The 18493-nt window shown below is 58.5% G+C and carries 16 protein-coding genes and 1 pseudogene; 8 read left to right on the top strand and 9 right to left on the bottom strand.

What is annotated here, in order from left to right; all coding sequences use genetic code 11:
- Nucleotides 1–286: 286 nt before the first annotated feature.
- On the bottom strand, nucleotides 287–1234 hold the full coding sequence (locus CJF39_RS20365; protein ID WP_094995066.1) for a LysR family transcriptional regulator: 948 nt from the start codon (nucleotides 1232–1234) through the stop codon (nucleotides 287–289).
- A 112-nt stretch (nucleotides 1235–1346) separates the two neighbouring features.
- Between CJF39_RS20365 and CJF39_RS20360 the strand changes: the two genes are divergently transcribed.
- Both CJF39_RS20360 and mmsB read left to right on the top strand, forming a co-directional pair.
- Nucleotides 1347–2858, top strand: a complete 1512-nt coding sequence (locus CJF39_RS20360) for a CoA-acylating methylmalonate-semialdehyde dehydrogenase (protein ID WP_094995065.1) — start codon at nucleotides 1347–1349, stop codon at nucleotides 2856–2858.
- A 10-nt stretch (nucleotides 2859–2868) separates the two neighbouring features.
- A complete protein-coding gene (gene mmsB / locus CJF39_RS20355; protein ID WP_094995064.1) occupies nucleotides 2869–3756 on the top strand; it encodes a 3-hydroxyisobutyrate dehydrogenase in 888 nt (295 codons plus the stop codon).
- A 102-nt stretch (nucleotides 3757–3858) separates the two neighbouring features.
- On the opposite strand, the gene CJF39_RS20350 is transcribed toward mmsB, so the two are convergent.
- Entirely contained in the window at nucleotides 3859–5262 is a 1404-nt protein-coding gene (locus tag CJF39_RS20350) for an amino acid permease (protein WP_094995063.1), read from the bottom strand.
- Nucleotides 5263–5412: 150 nt separating this feature from the next.
- Nucleotides 5413–6306, bottom strand: a complete 894-nt coding sequence (locus tag CJF39_RS20345; protein WP_094995062.1) for a LysR substrate-binding domain-containing protein — start codon at nucleotides 6304–6306, stop codon at nucleotides 5413–5415.
- A gap of 143 nt (nucleotides 6307–6449) precedes the next feature.
- On the opposite strand from CJF39_RS20345, the gene CJF39_RS20340 reads away from it, so the two are divergent.
- Nucleotides 6450–7214 carry a sulfite exporter TauE/SafE family protein gene (locus CJF39_RS20340; protein WP_094995061.1) on the top strand — a complete coding sequence of 255 codons (765 nt, stop codon included), beginning with the start codon at nucleotides 6450–6452 and terminating at the stop codon, nucleotides 7212–7214.
- Here CJF39_RS20340 and CJF39_RS20335 read toward each other — a convergent pair.
- On the bottom strand, nucleotides 7204–7518 hold the full coding sequence (locus CJF39_RS20335; protein ID WP_094995060.1) for a putative quinol monooxygenase: 315 nt from the start codon (nucleotides 7516–7518) through the stop codon (nucleotides 7204–7206). The genes CJF39_RS20340 and CJF39_RS20335 overlap by 11 nt on opposite strands.
- Nucleotides 7519–7715: 197 nt before the next feature.
- Here CJF39_RS20335 and CJF39_RS20330 point away from each other — a divergent pair, with 197 nt between their 5' ends.
- The 4 genes from CJF39_RS20330 (at nucleotide 7716) to CJF39_RS20315 (ending at nucleotide 12650) form a co-directional block, all read left to right on the top strand.
- Nucleotides 7716–8300: an NAD(P)H-dependent oxidoreductase gene (locus CJF39_RS20330; RefSeq protein WP_094995059.1), complete on the top strand. Its 585-nt coding sequence runs from the start codon at nucleotides 7716–7718 to the stop codon at nucleotides 8298–8300.
- Nucleotides 8301–8368: 68 nt separating this feature from the next.
- Nucleotides 8369–9280, top strand: a complete 912-nt coding sequence (locus CJF39_RS20325) for a LysR family transcriptional regulator (protein WP_094995058.1) — start codon at nucleotides 8369–8371, stop codon at nucleotides 9278–9280.
- A gap of 86 nt (nucleotides 9281–9366) precedes the next feature.
- The gene (gene ggt / locus CJF39_RS20320; protein WP_094995057.1) at nucleotides 9367–11034 is read left to right on the top strand and encodes a gamma-glutamyltransferase; all 1668 of its coding nucleotides are present in this window, start codon (nucleotides 9367–9369) and stop codon (nucleotides 11032–11034) included.
- A gap of 170 nt (nucleotides 11035–11204) precedes the next feature.
- Nucleotides 11205–12650 carry a SulP family inorganic anion transporter gene (locus tag CJF39_RS20315; protein ID WP_094995056.1) on the top strand — a complete coding sequence of 482 codons (1446 nt, stop codon included), beginning with the start codon at nucleotides 11205–11207 and terminating at the stop codon, nucleotides 12648–12650.
- 68 nt (nucleotides 12651–12718) lie between these two features.
- On the opposite strand, the gene CJF39_RS20310 is transcribed toward CJF39_RS20315, so the two are convergent.
- The 3 genes and pseudogenes from CJF39_RS20310 to CJF39_RS23800 all read right to left on the bottom strand — a co-directional run.
- Nucleotides 12719–13984, bottom strand: coding sequence for a DUF2599 domain-containing protein (locus CJF39_RS20310; RefSeq protein WP_094995055.1), 1266 nt, complete (start codon nucleotides 13982–13984; stop codon nucleotides 12719–12721).
- 191 nt (nucleotides 13985–14175) lie between these two features.
- Nucleotides 14176–15039, bottom strand: coding sequence for a methyl-accepting chemotaxis protein (locus CJF39_RS23805; RefSeq protein WP_432760262.1), 864 nt, complete (start codon nucleotides 15037–15039; stop codon nucleotides 14176–14178).
- A pseudogene (locus CJF39_RS23800) lies at nucleotides 15031–15963 on the bottom strand (methyl-accepting chemotaxis protein); the annotation flags it as partial. The gene CJF39_RS23805 and the pseudogene CJF39_RS23800, both read right to left, overlap by 9 nt.
- Nucleotides 15964–16432: 469 nt before the next feature.
- Here CJF39_RS23800 and CJF39_RS20300 point away from each other — a divergent pair.
- Nucleotides 16433–17155: a histidine phosphatase family protein gene (locus CJF39_RS20300; RefSeq protein WP_170942710.1), complete on the top strand. Its 723-nt coding sequence runs from the start codon at nucleotides 16433–16435 to the stop codon at nucleotides 17153–17155.
- A gap of 5 nt (nucleotides 17156–17160) precedes the next feature.
- Here CJF39_RS20300 and CJF39_RS20295 read toward each other — a convergent pair whose 3' ends face one another.
- Both CJF39_RS20295 and CJF39_RS20290 read right to left on the bottom strand, forming a co-directional pair.
- On the bottom strand, nucleotides 17161–17760 hold the full coding sequence (locus CJF39_RS20295) for a DUF2589 domain-containing protein (RefSeq protein ID WP_249275403.1): 600 nt from the start codon (nucleotides 17758–17760) through the stop codon (nucleotides 17161–17163).
- A gap of 64 nt (nucleotides 17761–17824) precedes the next feature.
- Nucleotides 17825–18472 carry a DUF2589 domain-containing protein gene (locus tag CJF39_RS20290; RefSeq protein ID WP_094995053.1) on the bottom strand — a complete coding sequence of 216 codons (648 nt, stop codon included), beginning with the start codon at nucleotides 18470–18472 and terminating at the stop codon, nucleotides 17825–17827.
- Nucleotides 18473–18493 lie beyond the last annotated feature (21 nt).

Here is an 18493-nt window from a genome sequence, read left to right as displayed (position 1 = left end):
CTCGGCATGTCGCCTGTTGCCATCTATCCCATTACATCCCAGGGTATTCGGGAAGATATTCTTAACCGCCATAACATTCCCTGCGCAAATTGACGGTCCGTGTTCGCCGCCTAAGTGCGACAGGACGCTACTTCACAGATGTTTGGCTTGTCCGTAGGAAAATTCTCAAAGTTATAAAAAATCGTCAGCGGATGCTTGAATGGGGAGGCCCCCTTGAGTGGGGCAGAATGCAAACGTCGGCGTGTTACAAGTCGTTGGAAGTGGCTTGCTAACCCCCGTTAAATGCTTAATCGGCAAACTTCAACGCCCGCGTTTCCCCGAGCAGCAACGGCGCATTCAGCTCAGTCACCTCACGTATGTAATCCCACAACAGGGTGATCCGCTTCAACTTGCGCAGATCCTCGCGGCAGTACATCCAGAACTGCCGCGTGAGGTTGATCTCTTGCGGCAATACCGGCAGCAGGCGCGGGTCTTGAGCCGCCAAAAAGCACGGCAGGATCGCCATTGATCGACCTTGCTGCGCCGCGACGTATTGCGCGATCACACTGGTGCTGCGCAGGTTGGCGCTGGCCCCCGGCAGGACATTCGCCAGGTACAACAGCTCTGAACTGAACGCCAGGTCGTCGACATAACTGATAAACGGATGCTCTGCTAAGTCCGACGGTCGGCGGATCGGCGGGTGAGCGTCGAGGTAGTCCTGGGTCGCATAGAGTTGCAGCCGGTAGTCGCACAATTTGCAACACACATATGGCCCGTGCTCGGGGCGCTCCAAAGCGATCACGATGTCGGCTTCGCGCTTGGACAGGCTGATGAAGTGCGGCAGGGGCAGGATATCGACCGAAATGGCCGGGTAGGCATCAACAAAATGGCTGAGCTGCGGGGTGATGAAAAAGCTGCCGAAGCCCTCTGTGCAACCCATTCGCACATGCCCCGATAACGCCACGCCCGACCCTGACACTTGCTCGCAGGCCATGTGCAGCGTGCTCTCGATTGACTCCGCGTAGCCCAACAGGCGTTGGCCCTCATTGGTCAGGGTGAAGCCGTTAGTGCGCGACTTTTCAAACAGCAACGTGCCGAGTGCCGTCTCCAGCGAACTGATGCGTCGCGATACCGTGGTGTAGTCCACCGCCAGCCGTTTGGCCGCGCTGCTGGCTTTGCGGGTACGGGCTACCTCAAGAAAAAACTTCAGGTCGTCCCAGTTCAGTGCGCTCAACGATGTGATGTTTTTTTGCATGTTAGACCGGCTTTTATGTGCGTTCTTATTAGAAGAACGCACACCTATACTCCAAAAACAGTCCCGCGACCAACCCGTCGCCACTCCCATAACAATAATTTCGGAGACTTCCATGACGGCTTCTACCCCGTATCAAAACGCCCGCTTGCTGATTGATGGTGAGTGGATCGAGTCGCAGACCACGGAGTGGCACGACATCGTCAACCCGGCCACTCAGCACGTGCTGGCCAAAGTCCCGTTCGCAACTGCCAATGAAGTCAATGCGGCCATCGAGGCTGCCCAGCGGGCCTTCCAGACCTGGAAACTGACGCCGATCGGTGCGCGCATGCGCATCATGCTCAAGCTGCAAGCGTTGATCCGTGAACACTCCAAACGCATCGCCACCGTGCTCAGTGCCGAGCAGGGCAAAACCATTGCAGACGCCGAGGGCGATATTTTTCGTGGTCTGGAAGTGGTCGAGCACGCGTGCTCCATCGGCACGCTGCAAATGGGCGAATTCGCTGAAAACGTAGCGGGCGGCGTCGACACCTACACCCTGCGTCAACCCATCGGTGTGTGCGCAGGGATCACGCCGTTCAACTTCCCGGCCATGATTCCGCTGTGGATGTTCCCCATGGCCATCGCCTGCGGTAACACCTTCGTTCTGAAGCCTTCGGAACAAGACCCTCTGTCGACCTTGATGCTGGTAGAGCTGGCGCTTGAGGCCGGCGTGCCGCCGGGTGTGCTCAACGTGGTTCACGGTGGCAAGGATGTGGTGGATGCGCTGTGCACCCATGCCGATATCAAAGCGGTGTCGTTTGTCGGCTCAACCGCCGTCGGCACCCACGTTTATGACCTGGCCGGGCGCCATGGCAAGCGCGTGCAATCGATGATGGGCGCCAAGAACCACGCCGTGGTGCTGCCGGACGCCAGCCGTCAACAAACCCTGAATGCGCTGGTCGGTGCCAGTTTCGGCGCGGCGGGTCAGCGCTGCATGGCCACGTCAGTGGTGGTGCTGGTGGGCGCGGCCAAACAGTGGCTGCCTGACCTCAAGGCGTTGGCGCAACAACTCAAGGTCAACGCAGGCAGCGAGCCCGGCACCGACGTCGGCCCGGTGATTTCCAAGCGGGCGAAGGAGCGGGTGCTGAGCCTGATTGAAAGCGGCATAAAGGAAGGCGCGACGCTGGAACTTGATGGGCGCAACGTCAGCGTGCCGGGCTTCGAGCAAGGCAACTTTATTGGCCCGACCCTGTTTTCGGGCGTGACCACCGACATGCAGATCTATACCCAGGAAATATTTGGCCCTGTGTTGGTGGTACTGGAGGTCGATACGCTTGACCAGGCCATCGCGCTGGTCAACGCCAACCCCTTCGGCAACGGCACGGGCCTGTTTACCCAAAGCGGGGCAGCCGCACGCAAGTTTCAGAGTGAAATCGACGTCGGTCAGGTGGGCATCAACATCCCGATTCCGGTGCCGGTTCCGTTCTTCAGCTTCACCGGCTCGCGGGGGTCAAAACTGGGCGATCTGGGCCCGTATGGCAAACAAGTCGTGCAGTTCTACACCCAGACCAAGACCGTCACCAGTCGTTGGTTCGACGATGACAGCGTGAATGATGGCGTCAATACCACCATCAATCTTCGTTGAGGACAGCGTCATGAAAATCGCATTTATCGGCTTGGGCAACATGGGCGCGCCAATGGCGCGCAACCTGATCAAGGCCGGGCATTCGTTGAACCTGTTCGACCTGAATAAAGACATCCTCTCGGAACTCGCCGCCCAGGGCGGGCGCATCAGCGCATCGCCCAAAGAGGCGGCGCAGGGTGTGGAACTGGTGATTACCATGTTGCCCGCAGCGGCTCACGTGCGCAGTGTCTGGCTGGGTGAAGAGGGCGTGCTGGCAGGGATTGGCGAAGGTGTACCGGCAGTGGATTGCAGCACCATCGACCCGCAAACCGCGCGTGATGTGGCCGCTGCCGCGGCCAAACAGGGCGTGCACATGGCGGATGCCCCGGTGTCCGGGGGTACGGGTGGCGCGCAGGCCGGCACCCTGACCTTCATGGTCGGTGCACAGAAAGCGCTGTTCGATACCTTGCACCCGGTACTCGCGCAGATGGGGCGCAACATCGTCCATTGCGGGGATGTGGGCACCGGTCAAGTGGCTAAAATCTGCAACAACTTGCTGCTGGGTATTTCCATGGTGGGGGTTAGCGAAGCCATGGCGCTGGGCGCGGCGTTGGGCATCGATACCGAGGTGCTGGCGGGCGTTATCAACAGTTCGACCGGGCGCTGCTGGAGTTCCGAAACCTACAACCCGTGGCCGGGTATCGTGGAAACGGCACCGGCGTCACGCGGCTACACTGGCGGTTTCGGTGCCGAACTGATGCTCAAGGATCTGGGCCTGGCCACCGAAGCCGCGCGGCAGGCGCATCAGCCTGTGGTCCTCGGCGCAGTGGCCCAGCAGCTGTATCAGGCCATGAGTTTGCGCGGCGAGGGCGGCAAGGACTTTTCCGCCATCATCAACAGTTATCGCAAGCCCGAATAGGGTCTTTTCCGGGAGTCCGCGTCGGGCGGACATCCCGGTTTTTTGCGGCCAATAAAAACCCCCGGTCCTCTGCGAGTGCCGGGGGTTTTTGCAGGCGTTGCTCTAGCGCTGCGTGGCCAAAGGCTGGCCGGTGCGCAGGCGTACCCGGTAGAAAGCGTAGATGATCAGCAGCCACACGGGGATGGCATACACCGAAGCACGCACGTCGGGAATCATCCAGATCACCGACACAATCACCACCATGAAGGCCAGGCACACGAGGTTGCTCAATGGCGACCAGAACGCCTTGAACGACGGCACCACGCCTTGCGACGCCATGGCTTTGCGGAATTTGAGGTGCGTGAGGCTGATCAGCGCCCAGTTGATCATTAGCGAGGCAACCACCAGCGCAAACAGCAGCTCCAGCGCCTTGTGCGGCGCCACGTAGTTCACCACCACGCACAGCATGGTCACCAGCGCTGACACGCCAAGCGCCCGTAGCGGCACGCCGTTTTTGGTCAGTTTCATCAGCGCCTTGGGCGCGTCGCCCTGTTCGGCAAGGCCGAAGAGCATGCGGCTGTTGCAGTAAACACCGCTGTTGTAGACCGACAGCGCGGCCGTCAGCACCACAAAGTTAAGAATCTGCGCCGCCGTGTTGCTGCCAATCAGGGCGAAAATCTGCACAAACGGGCTGCCGCTGTAGGCATCCCCAGAAGCGCCCAGTGTGACCAGCAGTTGATCCCACGGGTACAGCGCCAGCAGCACGGTCAAGGCACCAACGTAGAAAATCAGCACGCGATACACCACTTGGTTGATCGCTTTAGGGATGACTTTTTTCGGCTCGCTGGCCTCAGCAGCGGTGATGCCCACCAGTTCCAGTCCGCCGAACGAGAACATGATGAACGCCATCGCCATCAACAACCCGGTGCCGCCGTTGGGGAAGAACCCGCCGTGGCTCCACAGGTTACTGAACGACGCCTGTGGCCCGCCGGTGCCAGTGATCAGCAGGTAACAGCCGAGCACGATCATGCCGATAATCGCCACCACTTTGATAATGGCAAACCAGAACTCCATCTCCCCGAACACTTTCACATTCAGGGTGTTGATCAGGTTGACCAGCACAAAGAATACCACGGCACTGACCCACGTCGGTACCTCGGGCCACCAGAACTGTATGTATTTGCCTACCGCCGTCAGCTCGGCCATACCGACCAGCACGTACAGCACCCAGTAATTCCAGCCCGACAGAAAGCCCGCATAGCCGCCCCAATATTTGTGGGCAAAGTGACTGAACGACCCGGCCACCGGTTCTTCGACGATCATCTCGCCCAACTGGCGCATGATCAGAAAGGCGATGAACCCGGCAATCGCATAGCCCAGGATCATCGACGGCCCCGCAGACTTGAGGACGCCCGCCGAGCCGAGGAACAGCCCCGTGCCAATGGCGCCGCCCAGGGCAATCAGCTGGATGTGGCGGTTTTTCAGGCCGCGCTTGAGTGTGATGGGAGGAGCGTTATGGTCGGCCATCAGGTGCCCTGTTCGTTGTTGTTTTCAGTGTTGGAATCCACGTCAGGCATGGCGTGTACCGGCCATCCGCGCAGTAAAGTCCGCGATATTACTCCCGGGGAAAATTCAGGCATACAGTCATGCGTGCTTCTAGGCTAATTCCTACAGGTTCTATCCCGGCTCCACGTTGCCTAACGCGTCCACCAGTGCCTGTGCATAAGCGGGCAGTTGATCGAACGACCGCGCGCACAGCAGCAGTGTGCGATCAGCCCATGGCTCACTCAGCGTGACGACCCGGAACGTGCGCGGTGCTTGCCACCGCTCAATGGTGGCGCGCGGCACAATGCCCAGTCCCGCGCCACGGGCGACCATGCGCAACACACCGTCAAAGCCTTCTGCGCGCAGCCGGGTGTGCAAGCGAAAGCCGCTGTGCAGCGCTTGTTCTTCCAGATACACCGCCAGCGCGCTGTTGACTGAAAGGCCGACAAAATCATGGTGCAAGGCGTCGTTGAAGCGCGGAGCGGGATGGTCGGCCAGCGCATGGTCAAGCGGGACCACCAACACGAGCGGGTCCTGCCGGAAAGGTCGGGTTTGTAGGTCACTCGTGTCGACGGCATCGGAAATGATCCCGATATCGGCTGCGTCCTGACGCAGTGCGTGGGTAATGCGCAAGCTGGTCAACTCCTGCTGGTCGACACTGATGGCGGGGTGTTGGCGAACAAAGTCGGCCAGCAACTCGGGCAGGTATTCAGTGAGGGCTGCGGTATTGCACAGCAGCCGTACACGACCTTTGAACCCCTGCGCGTACTCGGTCAGATCGTGACGCATGCGCTCGACGTGTTGCAGCAGCGCCCGGGCATGCTGGGCCAACGCCTGACCCGCTGGCGTCGGACTGATACCGCGTCGGCTGCGCTGCAAGCACTCGACCCCCAGCGAAGCCTCCATGGCCCTGATGCGGGCACTGGCGGCGGGCAGCGATAAATGACTCAGGCGAGCGCCCGCTGTGATATTGCCGGCCTGCACGATGTTCAAATACAGGCGCAAATCGATAAGGTCGACAGGCATCGTGGTGTTTTCCTTATGGTGCGCCCGCAGCCTCGGGCGGCGATATTTGGACGGTGTAAGGCGAAACAGCCTCTTGCCAAGCAATAGGCTGACTATGGTAATTGCGCATTTTCTGCCCGTCGGCCGTGCGCCAGCATACGCGCATGAAGACATTAATCGAGTTTTACCAAACCTTGGGCTGGGCCTTGTCACTGCTGGTGATGCTCACGTTTCTGTTGGCAGGCACGGTCAAAGGCATGATCGGCCTGGGCTTGCCTACGGTGGCGATGGGCATGCTCGGGCTGGCTATTGCTCCGGCGCAGGCAGCGGCGCTGTTGATCATCCCATCGATGGTGACCAATGCCTGGCAATTGGCTGTTGGCGGTCAGTTGCGCGCGTTGATCCGGCGGTTATGGCCCATGCAATTGGGGATTTTTTGCGGCACGGGATTCGGCATGTTGTGGCTCGGCATCGACGGCGGCAGCGGGGTGGTGCGCGCGTTGGGGGCAGCGTTATTGCTGTACGCCTTGAGCGGGCTGTTCTTGCCTGCCTTGCAAGTGGCCCCGGCCCGCGAACCGTGGCTCGGCCCGCTGTGTGGCGTGCTCACGGGCGTAATCACGTCAGCAACCGGGGTGTTTGTGATCCCCGCGGTGCCGTACCTGCAGGCCTTGGGTCTTGGCAAACATCAACTGGTTCAGGCCTTGGGATTGTCTTTCAGTGTCTCCACATTGGCCTTGGCTGCCGGGCTGTACGGGCGCGGCAGCCTTGGAGGCGACGAACTGAACGCGTCACTGCTGGCGCTGTTGCCTGCCATGCTCGGCATGTGGCTGGGCCAAGCCTTGCGTCAACGCGTCAGCGCCATGCTGTTCAAACGCGTCTTTTTCGTCGGCATGGCCCTGCTGGGGGCACACTTGTTAATCAGCGGTTAGCCGAAGACGGGCTGAGCATGTCGATCAGGCGTACTTCAAAGTCGCGGGCAAGGTAGTCCATGCGGTTGTCGAAAAATTGCTTCATGTGCGGCAGGTTTTCATGCACCGCCAAGTGTTCGCGGGACTGCCAGATTTCATAAAAGATGAACAGGGTCGGGTCCTGCTGGTCGCGCAGCATGTGGTACTCGATGCAGCCGGGCTCCAGACGGCTTGGCGCCACGTAGGAGCGAAACAGCGCTTCGAAGGCGTCAGCTTTTTCGGGTTTGGTGTAGGCGTGAAGAATAAATCCGTGCAATGGGCGCATCTCGTCGACTCCTAAATGGGTGGTTTTGAGAGAATACGGCAACAATGGAATGGCTATTTGTGACTATTGAGCAAATGTAATTTGCCGCGGCACGGGTATTTCCTAAAGGAAGGAATCGTTACTGTGCCGGTCACTTTTAAACCCTTAGCCCAACGCCGCTCCACAGCGCCGAGGGTTTATTCCTGACGAGGCTGATGATGAAAAAAATACTTTTGCTTAACGGTGCCAAAAAATTTGCGCACTCGGACGGTCGTTACAACCTGACCATGCACGACACCGCACTGGCTTTTTTCGACCGAAATGGCTTTGACGTCAACGTCACCCACATCGACGAAGGCTACGACGTGGCCGAAGAAGTGCAGAAGTTTCTGTGGGCCGACGTCATCATTTATCAAATGCCGGGTTGGTGGATGGGCGCGCCATGGATCGTTAAAAAATACATCGACGAAGTGTTCACCGAAGGCCACGGCAGCCTGTACGCCAGTGATGGTCGCACGCGCTCCGATGCGTCACAGCGCTATGGCAGCGGCGGTCTGATCCACGACAAAAAATACATGTTGTCGCTGACCTGGAACGCGCCGCAGCAAGCGTTTGACGACCCGGCTGATTTCTTTGAAGGCAAAGGCGTCGATGCGGTGTATTTTCCGTTCCACAAAGCCAATCAGTTTTTGGGCATGAGTGGTTTGCCGACATTCCTGTGCGTTGACGTGATGAAGCGTCCGCAGCCTGAAGTGGATGCTGCCCGCTACGAGCAACACCTCACCGACGTGTTTCTTCGGTAACGAGACGCTCGCAGTCACACGCTGCCCGGCAGCGACTACCATGACTGGCTATTCAATGAGGGACGTGTGTGAAAGCCAGATCTGATGAGTTGCAAATCTTTGTGTCAGTGATTGAGTGTGGCTCAATCTCTGCTGCTGCCGAGCACGCCGGGCAGACGCCTTCTGCGGTCAGCCGCACGTTGTCTCGGCTTGAGGCAAAGCTCGAAACCACACTGATCAACCGCACCACGCGGCGCATGGATTTGACCGAGGAGGGCAAGTTTTTCTTCGAGCGCGCCAAGCAGATTCTCGAACAAATGGACGAACTTGAAGAGCGCCTGATCGCGCACCAGCGCACGCCGTCCGGTCGCCTGCGCATCAATGCTGCATCCCCGTTCATGCTGCATGCCATCGTGCCCTACATCCCCGAGTTTAGGGCGCTGTACCCCGACATTCAGCTGGAGCTCAACAGCAACGACCTGATCATTGACCTGCTGGAGCAAAGTACCGATATCGCCATCCGCATCGGCACGCTGGCCGACTCCACGTTGCACGCCCGCTCATTGGGGTGCAGCCCGCTGAATATCCTTGCCAGTCCGGCGTACATCGCCGCACATGGCTTGCCGAACTCGGTCGCAGAGCTGGCCAGTCACAGCCTGATCGGCTTCACCCAAAACGATGGCCTGAACCAATGGCCTCTGCGTTATGCACAGGGGGACCGCTGGCCGATCGAGCCCAGTATCAGCGCATCCAGCGGCGAAACGGTACGGCATCTGGCGTTACAGGGGCAGGGCATTGCGTGTTTGTCGCATTTTATGACTTACGACGACATCGCCACCGGCCGGTTACAGGTGGTGCTGGCTGAATTCAACAGCGGTTATCGTCAGCCAATTCACGCCGTGTACTACCGCAACTCGCAATTGGCACTACGAATTCAGTGTTTTTTGGATTTTATCCAGACCAAACTCGCGAGCTACGCGGCCCCACACTTCCCTCATTAAGCCTTGGTTTTTCTTTTGTTGTTTGAAAACGTAACTGAAATCAGACAAGGTTCAGCACCGTCATACAAAAATAAAAGGAAGTCCCCATGCGTGTTGTCTGGTTCAAATCCCTGACTTTGGCGGCTGCGATTGCAGCCAGCTCGTCGGCGTTCGCCGTCACTCTGGAAGGGGGCGCTGTGGCTGCCCCGGATCAATATGGCGCTGAAGTTGCTGCGCAAATTCTCAAAAAAGGCGGCAATGCTGTCGATGCTGCCGTCGCTACGGCGTTCACCCTGGCCGTGACCTACCCCGAAGCCGGCAACATCGGCGGGGGCGGCTTCATGACGTTGTTCATCGATGGCAAACCTTACTTTCTCGATTACCGCGAAACAGCTCCCAAAGCTGCCAGCCGCGACATGTACCTGAACGACAAAGGCGAAATCATCGAAAACATGAGCCTGGTGGGTTCACGTGCAGCCGGTGTGCCGGGCACGGTCATGGGCTTGTGGGAGGCGCATCAGCGCTTCGGAAAACTACCGTGGTCGGAGCTGCTGACCCCGGCCGTGGGTTACGCAAAAAATGGTTTCAAGGTTGCGGACAAGCAGTACCAATACCGCGAGGATGCGTTGAAGCTGTTCAACGGCACCACTAACTTCGGGGATTATTTCGGCAGCATGAAGCCGGGTGAGACCTTCAAGCAGCCGGAACTGGCCGCCACCCTTGAACGTATTGCCGATCAAGGCGCCAAAGAGTTCTATCGGGGCGAAACCGCCGATTTGCTGGTTGCCCAAATGCAGCAGGACAAGGGTCTGATCACCAAGGACGACCTGAATGAGTACAAGGTCAACTGGCGTGAGCCGATGCGTGTGGATTTCCGCGGCAATACCCTGTACACCGCGCCATTGCCAAGCTCAGGCGGGATCGCGCTGGCGCAACTGATCGGCATCAAAGAAGAACGGGCAGCGGATTTCAACGGGGTTGAACTGAACTCTGCGCCGTACATCCACCTGCTGGCTGAAATTGAAAAGCGCGTGTTCGCTGACCGCGCCGATTACTTGGGCGACCCGGATTTCGGCAAAATGCCCGTGGCTGAGTTGACTGACCCGGCATATATCGTCAAACGTGCGAAAGAGGTCAATCCAAAAGCCATTTCGGCGACAGAAAAAGTCAAACCGGGCCTGGAACCGCATCAGACCACGCACTTTTCCATCGTTGATAAAGACGGCAACGCTGTTAGCAATACCTACACGTTGAACTGGGATTACGGCAGCGGGGTTGTCGTCAAAGGTGCGGGTTTCCTGCTCAACGACGAAATGGATGACTTCAGCTCGAAACCGGGCGTGGCCAACTCGTTCGGTGTGGTGGGCGGCAATGCCAATGCGATTGAACCTGGCAAGCGCATGCTGTCGTCGATGAGCCCGACGCTGGTGACCCGGGATGGCGAGGTTACGCTGGTACTGGGTACGCCCGGTGGTTCGAGGATCTTTACCTCGATTTTCCAGGTGCTGAACAACCTGTATGACTACAACCTGCCGCTGGAGAAAGCCGTCGCGGCGCAGCGTGTGCATCACCAATTGCTGCCCAAAGACACCATTTACTTTGATGCCTACGCACCGATTACCGGCAAAGTGGCTGACGAGCTGAAAGCCATGGGCTACACCCTGGAAGATCAGGGTTGGAACATGGGTGACATCCAGGCTATCCGTGTCAATGGCACCCAGCTTGAAACAGCCTCCGACCCGCGTGGCCGTGGTGTTGGCAAAGTCGTGAAGTAACCCCTTGTAGTCGTTGTCGGGGTACGAGGCTGCGAACGCGTGCAACGCGCGTTCACACCCGGAGCGCCGCCTTGCTCCCCCCGTCAGCGGCTACAGTTATCTCAGTGCTCCACAGTTTGTTACCATCTGTTTCTGAAACGCCCTTCTGAATGCCCCGATTTAGGTACTCCATGAAAATCTCCCGTCTGCGCGCCGATGTTCTGGCCGGACTCACGACGTCCTTTGCCTTGCTGCCCGAGTGCATCGCTTTTGCGCTGGTGGCTCACCTCAACCCGTTAATGGGCCTGTATGGCGCGTTCATCATTTGCACGTTGACCGCGCTCTTCGGCGGGCGGCCGGGCATGGTGTCCGGCGCAGCCGGGTCGATGGCGGTGGTGATTATCGCGCTGGTGGTGCAGCACGGCGTGCAGTACTTCCTCGCGACGGTGTTACTGGGCGGCCTGATCATGATGGTGTTCGGACTGCTCAGGCTCGGCAAGCTGGTGCGCATGGTGCCGCACCCGGTGATGCTCGGGTTCGTCAACGGGCTGGCGATCATCATTGCCATGGCCCAGTTGGAGCATTTCAAACGTGACGGCCACTGGCTCACCGGCACGCCGTTGTATGTGATGGCCGGGCTGGTGGCGCTGACGATGCTCGTTGTATACGGCCTGCCGCGCCTGACCAAAGTGGCGCCGCCCGCACTGGTGGCGATTGTGGGTGTGGGGGTGGCGGTGTACGTGCTGGGCTTGCCGACCCGCACGCTAGGTGACATGGCTCATATCGCAGGCGGCTTGCCGAGCTTCAGCCTGCCGCAGATCCCATGGACCTTCGACACGCTGCGCATCATTGCGCCCTACGCCTTTTTGATGGCCATGGTCGGCCTGCTGGAAACGTTGCTCACCCTCAACCTGACGGACGAAATCACCGAAAGCCGTGGCTACCCTGACCGCGAATGCGTGGCACTGGGTGCTGCGAACATGGTGTCCGGCGTGTTCGGCGGTATGGGCGGGTGCGCGATGATTGGCCAGACCGTGGTCAACCTCAGCTCCGGCGGTCGTGGACGACTGTCAGGTGGGGTGGCGGGGGTCATGATTCTGTTGTTCGTGCTGTTTCTGTCGCCGTTTATTGAGCGCATTCCCCTGGCGGCGCTGGTGGGCGTGATGTTTGTGGTGGCGCAACAAACCTTTGCCTGGGCCTCGTTGCGGGTGCTGAACAAAGTGCCGCTCAACGACGTGCTGGTGATCGTTGCCGTGACGGTGATTACGGTGTTCACCGACCTGGCCTTTGCGGTGCTGTGCGGCATCATCATTGCCGCGCTGAACTTCGCCTGGCAGCAAGCGCGCCAGTTGTACGCCGACAGCTCGCTGGAGCGTGATGGCAGCAAACTGTACCGCGTGCATGGCACGTTGTTTTTCGCGTCCACGACCGCGTTTTTGAATCAGTTCGATCCGGCCAACGACCCTGCTGAGGTGACGCTCGATTGCCGCCACCTGAGCTTTGTCGACTACTCGGCCATTGCCGCACTGATCACGCTGCGCGAGCGCTATGCCAAGGCAGGTAAACATCTGCGGGTACTGCACGTGTCCGAGCGCTGCAAAAAACTGCTCAAACGTGCGCGTGTGCACGCGGTGTAATCAGGCAGCGCACCGATCCGGCCATACCTTTTCAAAAGCGTTCCCGACGAGTTCTGCCTGAGCGTGCGCTAAGGTTGGCAGTCCGCCGCCAGGACGTGAGCCTGGGTCAAACCCTCGGCAGAACGCCAGGGGGCGATCTGCCATTGGGCAGCGTTGCGGTCGTTGGAGGCCAGGCACTGGAATTGCTCCGTGATCGAATGCCCCGGCGGCAAGACGTTGAACTCTGCATCTGCGCCGTGCAGCGCCACCAACTCTTTACTCGCGGCCTGGCTATTAAACATCGCGACGATCTGACTGCACGCGCTGGGCGTGACGACTAACAACCATTTGCCCTCTTTTAATACCCAACGGGCCGCATCGAAGTAGGTGGGGCAAACCTGTTGATCGGCTTGATTGAATGTGAAGACCGCGTGCTCATTCATGGTGGCCGGGTAGGTGATTTTGATAATGGGGGTGTAGGCGCGCTTATTCTCCACAACCCAATCCAGCTGATCCTGTTGAGCGGCCGCCAGCCCGCTGCCCAGATACGGATCGTCTACGTAAAAGAACGCCATGATCGGCAGCGAATCCGGGTTTTCTGCCCACGTCGATAAGCGCAGCTTGTTGGGTGTTTCAAAGGTGTCGTATTCAAGTTGGTCTGAGTTTTTAAGCAGCAGTGACCTGGCCTTCAGGCTGGCATAAAAGTGTTGCGCCCCCTTTTCTTCAAAGCGACCGCTGACCTCACGGAAGCCGCATTGCTTTCTGAGGGCGCCATCGGTTTTCAAATGGTCGTCTACCCAGTCTTCAGCCGTATGAATGTTCAGTGCTTCACAGGACGTTTCGACGGCCGACGTATCGAATTGATCCCCGCACCCTTTATCGTCCCGTTTGTGTGTCCCCGCATCGAGAGGGAAAGAGCACAGTACTTGGGGCGCTTTTTTAATGGGCGGGTGGGCATGGCCATAAGGGTAAAGCACAAAACCATTGAGCTTATTGGCGTCGGGGTTATTGAACCGGGTGTCGGCGCGCAAGTAGATGAAGGAGATGCCCCCGCTTGAAGTTGAGGCGCGCCCCGGATTCCATGCGTAATGCCCTGGACGGCTTCGCGTGTTCTTTATCATCAGGCCCGAACAGTAATAGGCCGGCCGTTGCCCATCAGCACAAGACTCAACAGTGGACAGGTAGTAACGGGTCATCTCGGCGGCGATGTCATCTCCTGGTTCAGCCAGTGCGTTAAACGTGATGCAGGCCAGGGCCGTCAAATAAACCAGGCGGGTTAGCGTGCCATTGACCCATGTTGTTTTTATTAGCCGTTTTATCGGGGGGCATCCGTCCGAGATGATCATTGTCGTCATTCAATGCTCTAACGGTTGAGTGGGCTGCTCCTTTATTAAGTGATTTCACTCGGTATTTATACTGTCAGAAATGACAGGTCGCCCCAGTGCGACGTCGACTCCGGGCGCTGAAGCGGGGTTGGCGTTGACCCTGTTTGAAAACAAAAAGCCCTTCATTTAGAAGGGCTCAGGGTCATGTCATGGAGGCTGTTTCAGATTTTGAAGTGACTCACCATCATTTGCAGCTGGTTGCCCAAACGGGCCAGTTCGACGCTGGACTTGGCCGTTTCATCGCTCGCGGCGGCGGTTTGTTCCGACACGTCACGCACGTTGATGATGCTGCGGCTGATTTCTTCTGCCACGGCGCTCTGTTGTTCCGCCGCAGCGGCGATTTGCTGGTTCATCGACTGGATGTTGGACACGGTACGCGTGATGCCTTGCAGTGACGTGCCGGCCTGGCGGGTCAGGGTGACGCTGCTGTCGGTCAGGCTGCGGCTGCTGTTCATCACGCTGGCCACGTGTTGGGTGCCGCTTTGCAGGGCAGCGACCAACGTTTGGATTTCTTCGGTGGACTTTTGCGTACGCTGGGCCAGCCCACGGACTTCATCCGCTACGACGGCAAACCCGCGACCGGCTTCACCGGCACGTGCGGCTTCAATGGCGGCGTTGAGGGCCAGCAGGTTGGTTTGTTCGGCCACCGCTTTAATCACGTCCATCACGCTGCCGATCTTGTCGCTTTCCTGTTGCAACACGGCCATGGCTTCGGTCGAGCGCCCGACTTCAACGGCCAGACGCTCGATCTGGTCGATGGCCTGATTGACCACCTGATCGCCTTCGCGGGCTTCAGTGTCGGCAGCCGCCGCAGCTTGCGAAGCATCTTCAGCGTTGCGTGCAACTTCCTGCACCGTGGCAGTCATTTCGTGCATGGCAGTGGCCACTTGATCGGTCTCGATCTTTTGGTTGTTGACCCCGGCACTGGTCTGTTCGGTGACGGCCGACAGCTCTTCGGCTGCGCTGGCAATCTGCGTTACGCCATCGCGGATGCCGCCGATCAGCTCGCGCAATGTGGTGCCCATGCGCGCAATGCCCTGTTGCAATACACCCAGGTCATCGCGACGGGTCACGCGCAGGTTTTGGCTCAAATCGCCCCCGGCAATGCGCTCGACAACGTCCAGGGTTTCGCGCAGTGGGCGGGTGATCTGACGGGTAATGACCACGGCAGCCAATATCCCGAACAACAGCACCAGCAGCGTGCTGATCAATTGAATGGTGTTGGCGCTCTCGCTTTCACTGTCGCGACGCTCCAGCTGGATTTTGTACAGCTCATCACTGCGGCTGAGGATGCCCGACCCGTAGTCGGTCATTTCCTTGCGCATGTTAGCGATGGTTTTGTCAGTGTCGGCGTACACCTGCAAGGCGTGCTGATAGTGCGCCAAGGCATCGTCAAGGGTGCGCAGGGTTTCAGGAGCGCTGGCGACAAAATAGGTGTTGAGCGCGGTCAGGCTGGCAATGGCGTCGTTGAGTTGCTGGCGTGCGGCCTGTTCGTTGGCTGTGGTCTGGGAAGCAATGTAGGCGCGGACTTGATAACGGGCGATCAGGAATTTTTCGCGAACGGTGGACAGCGTGTCCAGTTGCTCAAAGCGGTCCTGTTCACTGGCGCTGCTCTGCATGACGCGGCTTTTCAACAGGTCCATCGCGTCGCGAGCGACTTTCGAGTACGTGTCCATGTCATCGCGAGACACCGCCGATTCCACATACGCTTTGCGCATGGTGACCAGAGCCGACTGGTAGCGCTTGATGATCTCGTGCTGTTCATTGAGCAGCTTGAGGTTTTCCGGGCTTTTGAATGTGGCAATCAGGTTTTTCTGCTGCACCACAAAGGCGTCCAGATTGGCCTGAACGTTTTGCGCCGCAGTTTCGTCGCCATCGGTGAGCATGTACTGCAAGCGTGCAACACGCAGGTTGGTCAGCGATGTGTTGAGGCGGGTGATGTCGCTCATCCAGTTACTGCGATCGATCAGCTTGTCCAGGCTGAGCCAGTTGCTGATGGCCATTAATAACGTAAGGGTCAACACCAGGCCAAAGCCCAGTGCGAGTTTCATATTGACGCTGATATTGCTCAGCCAGCTGTTCATGCGTTCCTCCAGGAACCGTTCGCTTCTTGATCGAGATTTCGCTGGAGAGTCTTTTTGTTCTGGCCCAGCAGAAGGTGTATTGGGCTGTATCGGCGGCTTGGCTCAGAGCTGAAACGTTTTTTAAACAGATCGATAAACGGTCAGAAGCCCTTTAAACAGTGGGGGAAAGGCTGTGCGCTCACGTTTTTTTTCACATCCGTTTCACCGATCCCCAACGTGCCTGTTTTTAGACTTCTGTTCAGTCGGCTGATGGCCTGAGCGTGCAAGGATCTGCCTTGTATCGACGGCTTATCGGCCTGTTTCACTTAATAAGTCCTACAGGGGTAGTGCTATTTTGACGCCAAGTCTCGGCCTTACCGACGTTAAAGGTTTAACGCTGCGCAGTGCGTTCGCGCGTTACCGCAATGTTGTAGTGGTGCTGGCCGCCAGCGTGTTGGCGTTAGCCCTCACGGTTCAGTTACTGGCGCCCGCGTCGGCGCCGAATCTGGCCCAGACACGCCATTTTGATCGCGTGCAGGCGCTGACCCGCAGTTGGGCTCAAGGCGACGTGATTGCGCTGGTGCGTCATGTCGAGCGCTGCGACCGGTCCATTGCGCCGTGCCTGGGACCGGTCGATGGGGTGACCGTACGTGCCACTGATACCGCCCGCCAACTGGGTGCCGACTTCCTGAAAATGGGCCTGCAGAACGTCGACATCTACAGCAGCCCGCTGACACGAACCCGGCAGACGGCCGGTTCAATGTTCGAGCGCCCGGTGCAGGCTCAGGACTGGTTATTTAACTGCCGTGGCACGCTGTTGAGTGACGCCCTCAAACACAAAGTGCCGGGGCGCAATCTGGTGCTGGTCACCCACAGCGAATGCATGGACCAACTGGAGCAGTCGCTGCACGTGGCCACCGACACTGCGTTTGGTTACGGCGCGTCGCTGTTTATTGATGTTCCTTCACCAGACGCACAGCCAACGATGCTGGGTTATATCGAAACCGCTGACTGGGGCCGTGTCCTGCCGATGGTCGTGGCAGGGCTGCACCGCGGGCTTGAAACCTCGAACTTCTAAGGGGTTCAAGGTTCACTCAATACGCACAATGATCGGGCCGGATTTGACGAAGCGTCTGATGCGCCATTGCGCACCGGGCTGATGAGTTGGGTGTATTCCTCGATCATGCGGTGAATCGCTTCGGGTGGTTCGCACGCGCGAAATTCCATGCTGATTTGCATTTCATCGGTTTTGCGGGTGTGAACATCGTTTTTGTCCCCGCCAAACGTGACGAAGAACTGCGCGCAATCCAGTTCGCCGTTTTCCAGTGCATGGCTGGCCTTTTGCTGCTCGGTGGCGTGCATGCGCACCGACAGATCAACCTTCATCGCCTCGAGCGCCAAACCGCGCGGTGCCACTAGCGTCACCAGCGGCACGCGCATGGTGTGCTGTTCATCCAGCGCCACCTCTACCATCTTGGCTTTCATCGGGGTTCCCAGATCATCAATGTCGTAGTCGAAAAACTGGTCGAACAGTTTGATGTATTGCTGCGCCACCAGGTTTTGCGTCGCAGCGGCGGCTTGCTGCAAACCGCGGGTAATGCTGCTCAAGTCGCAGGCCGCCATGGGTTGTTTACGTCGGTCAGGCAAGGCCAGCGGGTCTTTGTGGCGATTGAAAAGCGCCATGTTTCACACTCCTTGGCGTGAGATAAGCGACCCCGTTGCCAGGAACGGGGTCACGTGGGCTGGGTTAGGTCGGGTCTGTTGCGGCGGCTCCCGGCGCTGGCAGCACGCCAGCGGTCGGCAGGGCATCCAGATGTTGCGCAGTCGCATTCGGCATGACGATGGGCTTGGTGGCAGCATCGGTGAGGAAGTCGATCACGCGCATCAGCGCTTCAGGCGGGTCCTGACGTACCACCTTGGTACTGATCGCATAACGCGCCCGGGTGTCGGTTTTGCGGGTTTGTGACGCTTTGTGGCTGGCTGAGCCCTTGATCGAGACATTGAATGGCCCCCAACCCATCGAGGCGGCAAAGCTGCCTTCGGCACTGGTTTCGCGAGCGCTTTCGGCTTGTTGGCTGATGGTCAGCTCGAAATCGATGTTGCCTTCTTCAATGGTGATGTTCGGGTGACTGATCGCCGCCAACAGCGGGATGCGCATCTGCTTGGTGACGGTTCCCTTGTAGACGCCCTGGTCGTCCACCAGTGTTTCGTCGTAATCAAACTGTACCGAAACGGCTTTGCCATCCTGAATGCACACGCCCATGAGGAAGTCGGCATACGACTTGCTGGCCTGCACCTGAGCCTGAATCATGGCCTGCAGCGGGCCGGCAATCATGCGGTCCAGCGGCAATGCGTTGATCACCGAGCCAATAAGGCCTGAATCGATGTGTGACATGGTCAATCTCCGTATTGAGTT

It is taken from the genome of Pseudomonas lundensis, assembly GCF_002269125.1.
Taxonomy (GTDB): Bacteria; Pseudomonadota; Gammaproteobacteria; order Pseudomonadales; family Pseudomonadaceae; genus Aquipseudomonas; species Aquipseudomonas lundensis_A.
Note: the sequence above shows the minus strand (reverse complement) of the source record. Positions and strands in the feature narration are given on the sequence as shown.

Coding starts and splice junctions, on each gene's coding strand:
- CJF39_RS20350 (WP_094995063.1), bottom strand. CDS start 5,262: ATGGCCGACCATAACGCTCCTCCCATCACACTCAAGCGCGGCCTGAAA.
- CJF39_RS20335 (WP_094995060.1), bottom strand. CDS start 7,518: ATGCGCCCATTGCACGGATTTATTCTTCACGCCTACACCAAACCCGAA.
- ggt (WP_094995057.1), top strand. CDS start 9,367: ATGCGTGTTGTCTGGTTCAAATCCCTGACTTTGGCGGCTGCGATTGCA.
- CJF39_RS20365 (WP_094995066.1), bottom strand. CDS start 1,234: ATGCAAAAAAACATCACATCGTTGAGCGCACTGAACTGGGACGACCTG.
- CJF39_RS20330 (WP_094995059.1), top strand. CDS start 7,716: ATGAAAAAAATACTTTTGCTTAACGGTGCCAAAAAATTTGCGCACTCG.
- CJF39_RS20290 (WP_094995053.1), bottom strand. CDS start 18,472: ATGTCACACATCGATTCAGGCCTTATTGGCTCGGTGATCAACGCATTG.
- CJF39_RS20345 (WP_094995062.1), bottom strand. CDS start 6,306: ATGCCTGTCGACCTTATCGATTTGCGCCTGTATTTGAACATCGTGCAG.
- CJF39_RS20340 (WP_094995061.1), top strand. CDS start 6,450: ATGAAGACATTAATCGAGTTTTACCAAACCTTGGGCTGGGCCTTGTCA.
- mmsB (WP_094995064.1), top strand. CDS start 2,869: ATGAAAATCGCATTTATCGGCTTGGGCAACATGGGCGCGCCAATGGCG.
- CJF39_RS23805 (WP_432760262.1), bottom strand. CDS start 15,039: ATGGGCACCACATTGCGCGAGCTGATCGGCGGCATCCGCGATGGCGTA.
- CJF39_RS20360 (WP_094995065.1), top strand. CDS start 1,347: ATGACGGCTTCTACCCCGTATCAAAACGCCCGCTTGCTGATTGATGGT.
- CJF39_RS20310 (WP_094995055.1), bottom strand. CDS start 13,984: ATGACGACAATGATCATCTCGGACGGATGCCCCCCGATAAAACGGCTA.
- CJF39_RS20295 (WP_249275403.1), bottom strand. CDS start 17,760: ATGGCGCTTTTCAATCGCCACAAAGACCCGCTGGCCTTGCCTGACCGA.
- CJF39_RS20315 (WP_094995056.1), top strand. CDS start 11,205: ATGAAAATCTCCCGTCTGCGCGCCGATGTTCTGGCCGGACTCACGACG.